Source organism: Hutsoniella sourekii ATCC 700629 (genome assembly GCF_000518205.1).
Taxonomy (GTDB): Bacteria; Bacillota; Bacilli; order Lactobacillales; family Aerococcaceae; genus Hutsoniella; species Hutsoniella sourekii.
The window spans coordinates 19,679-28,257 of the sequence record NZ_JADD01000030.1 but is presented as its reverse complement, the minus strand read 5'-3'; the positions used below and the strand labels follow the sequence as shown (position 1 = coordinate 28,257).

8 protein-coding genes are annotated in these 8,579 nt (G+C 39.5%); 6 read left to right on the top strand and 2 right to left on the bottom strand.

Annotation, left to right across the window (positions count from 1 at the left end):
- Both T408_RS0107685 and dnaB read left to right on the top strand, forming a co-directional pair.
- Positions 1 to 315: IS3 family transposase (locus tag T408_RS0107685; protein WP_028118986.1), on the top strand; the 315-nt coding region annotated here is incomplete at its 5' end.
- 139 nt (positions 316 to 454) lie between these two features.
- Positions 455 to 1,825, top strand: a complete 1,371-nt coding sequence (dnaB, locus tag T408_RS0107680; RefSeq protein WP_028119412.1) for a replicative DNA helicase — start codon at positions 455 to 457, stop codon at positions 1,823 to 1,825.
- Positions 1,826 to 1,885: 60 nt separating this feature from the next.
- Here the strand turns inward: dnaB and T408_RS0107675 are convergent, their stop codons facing one another.
- Complete coding sequence (locus T408_RS0107675) at positions 1,886 to 2,764, bottom strand: cation diffusion facilitator family transporter (protein WP_028119411.1); 879 nt, start codon at positions 2,762 to 2,764, stop codon at positions 1,886 to 1,888.
- An 11-nt stretch (positions 2,765 to 2,775) separates the two neighbouring features.
- Complete coding sequence (locus T408_RS11810; RefSeq protein ID WP_051444844.1) at positions 2,776 to 3,732, bottom strand: C39 family peptidase; 957 nt, start codon at positions 3,730 to 3,732, stop codon at positions 2,776 to 2,778.
- 203 nt (positions 3,733 to 3,935) lie between these two features.
- On the opposite strand from T408_RS11810, the gene T408_RS0107665 reads away from it, so the two are divergent.
- The 4 genes from T408_RS0107665 (at position 3,936) to T408_RS0107650 (ending at position 8,569) form a co-directional block, all read left to right on the top strand.
- The gene (locus T408_RS0107665; protein WP_035420396.1) at positions 3,936 to 5,402 is read left to right on the top strand and encodes an alpha-amylase; all 1,467 of its coding nucleotides are present in this window, start codon (positions 3,936 to 3,938) and stop codon (positions 5,400 to 5,402) included.
- 105 nt (positions 5,403 to 5,507) lie between these two features.
- The gene (locus T408_RS0107660; RefSeq protein ID WP_028119409.1) at positions 5,508 to 6,071 is read left to right on the top strand and encodes a dCTP deaminase/dUTPase family protein; all 564 of its coding nucleotides are present in this window, start codon (positions 5,508 to 5,510) and stop codon (positions 6,069 to 6,071) included.
- Entirely contained in the window at positions 6,072 to 7,460 is a 1,389-nt protein-coding gene (gene radA, locus T408_RS0107655) for a DNA repair protein RadA (protein WP_028119408.1), read from the top strand.
- A gap of 11 nt (positions 7,461 to 7,471) precedes the next feature.
- Positions 7,472 to 8,569, top strand: coding sequence for a PIN/TRAM domain-containing protein (locus T408_RS0107650; protein ID WP_028119407.1), 1,098 nt, complete (start codon positions 7,472 to 7,474; stop codon positions 8,567 to 8,569).
- Positions 8,570 to 8,579 lie beyond the last annotated feature (10 nt).

Below are 8,579 nucleotides of genomic sequence, written 5' to 3'. Positions count from 1 at the left end.
CTTTACCGAACAACTATTCATAGTGATCAGGGGTTTCATTATCAAAATTGGCAATGGACTGATAAATTAAAGGATAATAAGATATATCAGAGTATGTCCCGCAAGGGAAATTGCTTAGATAACGCAGCCATGGAAAATTTCTTCGGTCTACTTAAGCAAGAAATGTACTATGGAGAAGAAAGAGTCTCATTTGACGAACTCGAGAAAAGAATCAATAATTATATTCACTACTATAATCACAAGCGAGTTAAACAAAAATTGAGTGGCCTATCTCCAGTTGATTACCGAAAACAGGACACTCAATACGTTGCCTAAGTATTCAATTATAAACTCCAACTTTTGGGGGTCACATCATTACCCAGCTTTTTTTGTTTCACGTGAAACAGGTCTGCTTGCTCAAAGACAGGGAGTCTAGTAGAATACAAGAGATTAAGTGAATGGAAGAGGGGAAAAGATGGAACAAAATTTAGAACGGGTAGTTCCCCACAGTGAACAAGCTGAAAAATCCGTATTGGGTGCTTTATTGATTGATCCCATGGTTTTGACCAATGTTCAAGGATTAATTGAAGTTGAGGATTTTTATAAACGAGCTCACCAAATTATTTATGATCAAATGTTGACTCTTTTTGAATCTAAGGGAACAATTGATCTGGTTACACTAACTAATCAGTTGCAGTCTTACGACCAATTGGAATTAGTGGGTGGAGCTGACTATTTACTAGACCTAGCCTCTTATACTCCTACCACAGCTAATGCTGAGCAATATGCTGAGATTATCAAAAATAAGTCATTGCTAAGGCGCTTAATTAATGCTAGTGAAAAAATAAGCCAGGCAGCCTATGATGAAGGCGATGAAATTGATGTTATTTTAGCAGAAAGTGAGAAACTGATCCTATCAATCGGGGAGGGTCACCAAGATAATCGACCTAGATTAATGCGAGAACTGATTGGTGAAGCCTTTAATCGGATCATTGAGCTGTCTGAAAACAAGCAAGAAGTCGTGGGCTTACCGACTGGCTATATTGAATTAGATCGATTAACTAGTGGCTTTCAACCCGATCAATTAATTATATTAGCTGCCCGTCCCGCTGTAGGAAAGACAGCTTTTGCGTTAAATATTGCTCAAAATGTAGCTACAAAGTCCAAAATCCCAGTGGTTGTCTTCTCTTTGGAAATGGGCGCAGTAGACCTAGTGAATCGGATGATCTGTGCCGAAGGTAATATTCATGCTTCAAATTTAAGAACTGGTCAGCTAACTGAGGATGAGTGGGAAAGTTTGATGGTAGCGACCGATGTGTTGAAGGACGCTCCTATTTTTATTGATGATACTGCTGGGATCAAGGTGGCAGAAATATCTGCAAAATGTCGACGTTTAAAGCAAGAAAATCCTGATTTAGGTCTCATAGTGATTGATTATTTGCAATTAATCGAAGGAAGTGGCCAAGAAAACAGACAACAAGAAGTCTCTGCTATATCTAGACAATTAAAGAAATTAGCTAAAGAACTAGCTGTTCCTGTTATTGCCTTATCACAACTATCTAGAGGATTGGAGCACCGACAAAATAAACGTCCGATCCTTAGTGATATTCGGGAGTCTGGCTCGATTGAGCAAGATGCTGATATTGTTGCCTTCTTATATCGTGAAGATTACCATCAGCAAGAAGGAGATGAAAGCGAAGGACACATGGATGACTTACCTGATAATACGGTAGAAGTTATCCTAGCCAAAAACCGGAGTGGTGCTCGAGATACAGTTAAACTGCTCTTTAAAAAAGAATACAACAAGTTTTCAAGCTTATCCTACATGCCAGAACCAATAATATAATAAACGCGAATGTCCCCGATTGGATTTGAGCCAATCGGGGACATCTTGCTTTTGTTAGACTTAAGAATTATTCATTCGGTAAGGTTCGACATGTACGTCAATGTCATAAACACCAAAGGACTCTCTTAAAATGTATTCAACATCTTCCGTAATAAGATGGGATTCATGCACCGTCAGTTTCTCGTCAATCAATATAGTTATATCAACATAAATCAAACTGCCACTAGTTCGACCTCTGATATTGGCTACATCTTTAACTCTCTTATGAAGGAGAACAGCTTCCTTGTAGTCTTGCAGGGCCTCTTGATCAAAGGCGTCGGTCAGAATATAGGTTGATTCCATAAAAATTTCAATAGCTGAATACATAATGATACCACCAACTAAAATGGAAATAGCTAAATCTACCCAAGTCCAACCGATAGATGAACCAATAATACCAATAACAGTCGACAAAGTAACTAGGATATCATTACGCATGTCTTTTGCTGTTGCTTTTAAACCTAAGCTATCGGTTTCAATGCTCAATTTTCGAATGTATAGATAGGCAAGGGATAAGACAAGGGCACTAGCTATGGCGACCCAGACGGCCTGTATCGACGAATGACTATGATCTTGATGGACGAGTAGTTGAAGGTTGTTGGTTATAATATTTAGCCCTAACGAGAACATAATAAGGGAAACAATAAAGCTACTAATTGTCTCATATTTACTATGACCAAAAGTATGATTGTCATCGGCAGGATGTTGAGCAATGTAAAGCCCAATGAAAACTGCCAAAGATGAAATGATATCGGTTAAATTGTTCATCCCATCTGCTAATAGGGATGAAGAATTAAAGTGAACAGAAGCTAATAATTTAATAACCGATAGGAATAAATAAACAAAGATACCTGTCAGAGCAGCTCGACTTGCGGAATCTATTTTGTTTAATAATTTCATCCTTTTCCTCCTTATGAATGTCGGGTACGCCGTATATTTTTCTTGAAGCTCCAGTAGTTTAAACCATCCTCAAGCAATATTGATTCATCAATGCCTTGTACGCTAAACATCTTGCTAGGATCATCATTAGGATCATTGATATAGACTTTTCCGTCATGGTAACCTCGGATAAGAACGATGTGACCAATGTCAGTTAAATAACCGGGTTTAACTGATGCTAGAATGATTTTATCATCGTTTAAATCTTGAAGAGCCTGATAAAAGTCGCCACCATAATTATAAAATTCATAGTCAAAATCTTGAGCAAAAGCACTAAATATTTGCCAGGAAGTTCCTTCATTATGAACATAAAAGTCATTATGACTCCAATCGAGAATATCTTTGGGATCAATCGGTTTATTTTGATAATAACTTTCCATCATAGCCAAGGAGACGATCGCACAACCATTTTCCCCTAGAGTCTGACTGCCATCGGTACCATAGGGAAGCTTGCGCCAGCGAATATCTTTTTGAAGAATCAGTGGGATATTAATTTGTTGGAGATGTTGCAAGTTTGACTCTTGACTGGGGTAATCTGGCAAAAATAAGTAGCCTAAATCTTCTGGGTTTAATCGTAATTGTCGGATCGAGCGTATAATTTCCGGTTTGAAGGTGAGAAGATTGGAATCAAATTGCTCATGGAGTTTATCTTTAGCTTGGGTTAGAGATTCTTGATTTTCAGGGTCCGTTTGCTGCAGTAATTCAATAATAAATTGCTGAGGTTCTTTTGAGAGACTGGATTCATCGGCCTGTTGATCATCCACTGGATTTTGAGAAGAGGCGTCTGAGCCAACCAGACTAGCCACCTGAGATACTTGCTTGTTTTCTTCCGGAGAATCAATTAGTTGCTTAAGGCAGAGACTAGATACCAGCAAAGTCACCCCCGTTAACCCCCCAATAATAAGATGAAATTTATAGTTTGAATTCATCGTCTTTCCTCCTGCTAGTCGACTAATTACATCTGGCCAAACCCGTAGTTGATAAATAGAAATCTCCTGAATTATATCGAGATGAAATAAGGGATGCAAGTAAATATGGCAGTAGCTTATCGGAATAATTGAAAAAAAAGCATTTAATGCTTAAAATGTAATGGACAGATAAAAAAACGTTGAAAAAGTTGAAGGAGAAGAAAATGGCGAAGAAAAATACAACTTTGATGCAATATTTTGAATGGTACTTACCAGACGATGGCACTCATTGGCAAAAGCTAGCCGATGACGCAGAGCACTTGGCAAATTTAGGGATTACCCATGTTTGGATGCCTCCGGCTTTTAAGGGAACAGGAACTAATGATGTAGGCTACGGTGTCTATGATCTCTATGACTTAGGAGAATTTGACCAAAAAGGAGCCATTAGAACCAAATATGGGACTAAAGAAGATTATCTAAAAGCGATCAGCGCATTAAAAGCACATCAAATTGCGCCCATTGCTGATATTGTGCTTAACCATAAAGCTCAAGGAGATCATAAAGAAAGCTTCCATGTGATGAAGATGGACGAAAATGATCGACAAACGCCTATTTCTGAACCTTATGAAATTGACGGTTGGACGCATTTTGATTTTCCGGGTCGAGAAGATCAATATAGCAACTTTCATTGGCACTGGTGTCATTTTTCTGGTTTAGATTATGACGCTCGCAACGATGAAACGGGTATCTATATGATTATGGATGACAATCCAGGCTGGGCTGATAATGAGTCCGTTGATGATGAAAACGGAAACTATGATTACTTGATGTTCTGTGATATTAACTACAGTCATCCTGATGTCATTGAAGAGACCTTGAAATGGGAAGAGTGGTTTATGGAAACCACAGAAGTTGAAGGATTTCGCTTGGATGCGATCAAGCATATTGACCGAGACTTCATGAATAAATTTATGAAGTATGTAATTGATCGCCAAGGAGAGGACTTCTTTATATTTGGTGAATATTGGAATGAGGATTACGAGACCAAGCTTGATTACTTAGAAGCGGTTGATTATGAATTTAGTTTAGTTGACGTGAAATTACATATGAATTTGCACCAAGCAAGTGTGGATGCAGGTCAATATGACCTAGGCAGCGTACTCGAGAAGACTTTAATGAATGAACAGCCTTGGAATGCTGTTACTTTTGTTGAAAATCATGACACGCAAGTAGGTCAATCGCTCCAATCACCTGTCGAGACGTGGTTTAAACCCAGTGCTTACGCCCTAATTCTCTTGATGAAAGATGGATTTCCTACCATTTTTTATGGAGATTATTATGGAACAGGAGATAGTGATTACCAAGGTATTCCTGAAGATTTAGCTAAACTGATGTATTTAAGAATGAATCATGCCTATGGGGATGAGGTTCGTTATTTTGATGATAAAGATTGCATTGGTTTTACACGTCGCGGGGATGAAGATTATCCTGACGGATTGGCTGTTATTATGTCCATTGCTGACTCTTCTCACAAAGTTATGAATGTAGGCGCTTCGCAAGCAGGTCGAACTTATGTTGACTATATGGGTAACGTGGAAGATAAAGTTGTCATTAATGATCAAGGAGACGGGGATTTCAAATGCTTGGGAGGATCTGTATCAGTTTGGGTTGATGAGCAGTACCTTAAATAATTTAATAAGAATAAATCAAGAAGAATTGTCGCAGAAATGTTTTTTTCGACGATTCTTCTATCTAATTTTGATAGAATTAAATTAAACACAAAAAGGGGGATAACTATGTCTAGAAGAACTCGAGGATTTGAAGTCCTTTCCACTTACTCGGACCGTGAGATTAACTTACCTAAGCGTTCAACTCTTCACGCTGCTGGTTATGATATTGAAGCCGCAGAAACGGTGACCCTGCCCAGCTACTGGCGCCAGATCTTTCGCTTGATTGCTCTTGAGTTGAAGCAGTGGATCCATCACTCAGATCAAGAAGAAAAACTGGAGGATCCAGCTCAACTCCTTAAACCTACGCTAGTAGCAACGGGTCTGAAGGCTTATATGGAAGAAGATGAATACTTACAAATTGTCAATCGGTCTAGCAACCCATTAAAACGATCCTTAATGCTACCCAATGGCTTTGGAGTTATTGATCAAGATTATTATAATAATGAAGGAAATGAAGGACATATCTATGTTCAACTCATTAACTATGGTCTCAGTGATTACACGATTCAAAAAGGAGACCGAATTGCCCAAGGCATCTTCACTAAATTCTTAAAGGTGGATGACGATCAGGGGGGCTTACAGGAGAGAACCGGTGGCTTTGGCTCTTCAGATCAGGAGGTTGATTGTTAGATGGCAAAGGCTAGAGTCATGTATGAATGCATGGCATGCGGCTATGAATCACCCAAATGGTTGGGACGATGCCCTAATTGTGGGGGTTGGAATCAGATGGAGGAGCAACTAGTCCAAAAAGAATCGAAAAACCAGCCGGCAGTCTCAGTCAAAACGTCTAATAGACAGGAAGATATGGGGGCAGTCACCTTAGATCAAGTCACCATCAGCCAAGAAAGTCGTATGAGTACGGATTTCCAAGAATTTGACCGTGTTTTGGGTGGAGGTGTCGTACCGGGTTCTCTTGTTTTGATTGGGGGGGATCCAGGAATCGGTAAGTCTACAATCTTGCTTCAAGTCTCCATCCAATTAGCGAATAATCAACAAAGAGTCCTTTATGTTTCCGGCGAGGAAAGTCTCTCGCAAATTAAACTGAGAGCTGAACGCTTGAAAGTAAATAATCAACATTTCTATGTGATGGCAGAGACTGATTTACAAAAAATTGCCAGTGAGATTCAGCGGTTAGAACCGACAGTCGTCGTAATTGACTCCATCCAAACGATGCAGTCGCCAGAAAATACGGGGCTTGCAGGAAGTGTCTCTCAAGTTAGGGAAGCAACGGGTAGCTTGATGCGTATCGCAAAGGATAATCAAATTGCTATTTTTATTGTGGGTCATGTGACCAAAGAAGGAAATATAGCTGGACCAAGAATGCTTGAACATATGGTGGATACGGTTCTTTATTTTGAAGGTGAAAGGCATAATCGTTTCCGGATGCTCCGAGCAGTTAAGAATCGTTTTGGTTCAACCCATGAATTAGGTGTCTTTGAAATGATCGATCAAGGTTTGCGCGAAGTCGCTAATCCTTCGCAATTATTTCTAGAAGAGCGAATACCTGGGGCTACCGGTTCATCTGTTGTGGCCTCGCTAGAAGGAACGCGAACGATCCTGGCTGAGGTGCAATCCCTAATGACTCCTACCGTCTTTGGAAATGCCAAGCGAACGAGTAGTGGAATTGATTACCAGCGCATTTCACTTCTTCTAGCAGTCATGGAGAAGCACTGTGGTCTATTGGTTCAAAATCAGGACGCTTTTTTTAAGACTACAGGGGGCGTTCGATTAGATGAGCCTGCGATTGATTTGGCTATTGCAGTCAGTATCGCTTCCAGCTATTGGAATCGGCCGACGGAAATCTCGGATTGCTTTATCGGCGAAATTGGGCTAACAGGTGAGATTAGACGCGTCTCGCAAGTGACAGAACGAGTCAAAGAGGCACATAAACTTGGATTCAATCGAATTTTTATTCCGAAAAATAACTATGATGAGTTGGAACTTGAACTAGATGGAACGGAATTAATTCCGGTTAAGACTATTCAAGAGGCTATCAATAAAATATTTCCTAAAGGATAGGAGGTGAATGGATGTTTAAGAAAGTAATTTATTTATTATCAGGTATTGTCGGTCTCAGTTTTGGTTTAACCATTGGTCCTGCCCTATGGCGTATGGCCAATATTCACAATCGAATATTGATTCATCCAGCGCTTAATGCTTTTATTTTTGCTATTATTTTTATATTATTAGGGACCTTACTGGCACCTTTGATTGAGAAGATGATACGTAACTTGACCGATTGGATGAACCGGCAAACATCTTCCAATTTAATCATTGGTACTGCTGGGACTCTTTTGGGTCTATTAATCGGTTATTTAATTGCCCTTCCTTTTATGGGCTTAGATATCCCCTTTATTTCTTCGACGCTCCCATTGGTCACATCGATTGTCCTTGCCTTAGTGGGCTATCAGACAGCTACTTCGCGAAAAAACGAAATTCAAGATTTTTTTGCTCGTTTAAGGCCTGCCTCTACTCTAGAGGTGGACAGTCAAGAATCTACTCAAAGCAATAACAAAATGGCAACTCAAGTTAACTCCAATTATAAGTTATTAGATACCAGTGTTATCATCGATGGTCGGATTGCAGAAATTGTTAAGACAGGATTTCTTGAAGGTACCTTATTGATTCCCAACTTTGTTCTTCATGAGCTACAATTAATCGCAGATTCTCAAGATTCGCTGAAGCGGGCTAAGGGACGTCGTGGGCTTGATATTCTAAATGATCTTCAAAAGGAAGAGAACATTTCAATAGAGTTTTATGAAGGTGATTTTGAAGATATACCAGAAGTTGATAGTAAACTCATGAAGCTTGCTAAATTAATCAATGCAGGTATTGTAACCAATGATTTTAACTTGAACAAGGTAGCAGAATTCCAACACATACCGGTATATAATATCAATGAATTAGCCAATGCGGTTAAGCCTGTCTTTATTCCGGGTGAAAGGTTACAAGTTCAAATTATTAAAAAAGGGACCGAACGCAAGCAAGGAGTTGCCTATCTAGAAGATGGAACGATGATTGTCGTTGAGGACGGCTTATTGCATATGAATGAAACAATCAATGTCACAGTTACCAGCGCTCTCCAGACAGCGGCGGGTCGAATGATCTTTGCTAAGATTGGTGACTAGTTATTGTCAA

Excerpts from the sequence above, each read along its gene's own strand:
- radA (WP_028119408.1), top strand. The coding sequence starts at position 6,072 with ATGGCAAAGGCTAGAGTCATGTATGAATGCATGGCATGCGGCTATGAA.
- T408_RS0107675 (WP_028119411.1), bottom strand. The coding sequence starts at position 2,764 with ATGAAATTATTAAACAAAATAGATTCCGCAAGTCGAGCTGCTCTGACA.
- dnaB (WP_028119412.1), top strand. The coding sequence starts at position 455 with ATGGAACAAAATTTAGAACGGGTAGTTCCCCACAGTGAACAAGCTGAA.
- T408_RS0107650 (WP_028119407.1), top strand. The coding sequence starts at position 7,472 with ATGTTTAAGAAAGTAATTTATTTATTATCAGGTATTGTCGGTCTCAGT.
- T408_RS11810 (WP_051444844.1), bottom strand. The coding sequence starts at position 3,732 with ATGAATTCAAACTATAAATTTCATCTTATTATTGGGGGGTTAACGGGG.
- T408_RS0107660 (WP_028119409.1), top strand. The coding sequence starts at position 5,508 with ATGTCTAGAAGAACTCGAGGATTTGAAGTCCTTTCCACTTACTCGGAC.
- T408_RS0107665 (WP_035420396.1), top strand. The coding sequence starts at position 3,936 with ATGGCGAAGAAAAATACAACTTTGATGCAATATTTTGAATGGTACTTA.